The sequence below is a fragment of the Paenarthrobacter nitroguajacolicus genome, from assembly GCF_007786235.1.
Taxonomy (GTDB): domain Bacteria; phylum Actinomycetota; class Actinomycetes; order Actinomycetales; family Micrococcaceae; genus Arthrobacter; species Arthrobacter nitroguajacolicus_A.
On record NZ_VNFK01000092.1, the window covers coordinates 1 to 537 of the forward strand.

Sequence of the window (537 nt, forward strand, 5' to 3'; positions counted from 1 at the left end):
TGTTATTTTGATTCCAGTAATTTGCCGAGTACGCGCTGCCGTCATGTGAAACCTGATCACCACCGTTATAGACAGCAGCAGAGTCCCATGATTCTAACGTTGAACAATCAACAGCCGCATAACTGTTGAACGCCATCAAGCATGACGCGGTGAGAGTACTGAGTGTAAAAACCTTCTTGGCCACTCTTCCTTGGTTTAGGTGCATGTGAGCTATCCCTTAAGTTGTTGTTTCAAGATGTTTAATTCAAGTGACGTTTTTTTAATCACTTAAATCTCTTCGCAAAACAACTGTAGGTAAGAAGCACAATTAAACACCTAAAATATTCTTTATTTATAAAATGACTCGCATTTATTTGCTGTAGGCATGCAATGAGTCGACACTTATTTTGCACCAACAACTAATATTAATTTAATTCGGAAAGCTAAAAAATAACGTCTCAAAAATAGCAAATGTGATTTGGATCCGAGAAAAAATTCGCGTCAAAACTAACCAAAAAGGGGAGATTTACAGGCGATTTGGCTTTCTTTTTGGAATTC

1 protein-coding gene is annotated in these 537 nt (G+C 37.6%); it reads right to left on the minus strand.

Features of this window, described 5'->3' with window-relative positions:
* On the minus strand, window positions 1-184 hold a 184-nt coding region (locus FQP90_RS23115), incomplete at its 3' end, for a carbohydrate-binding protein (RefSeq protein ID WP_368666128.1).
* Window positions 185-537 lie beyond the last annotated feature (353 nt).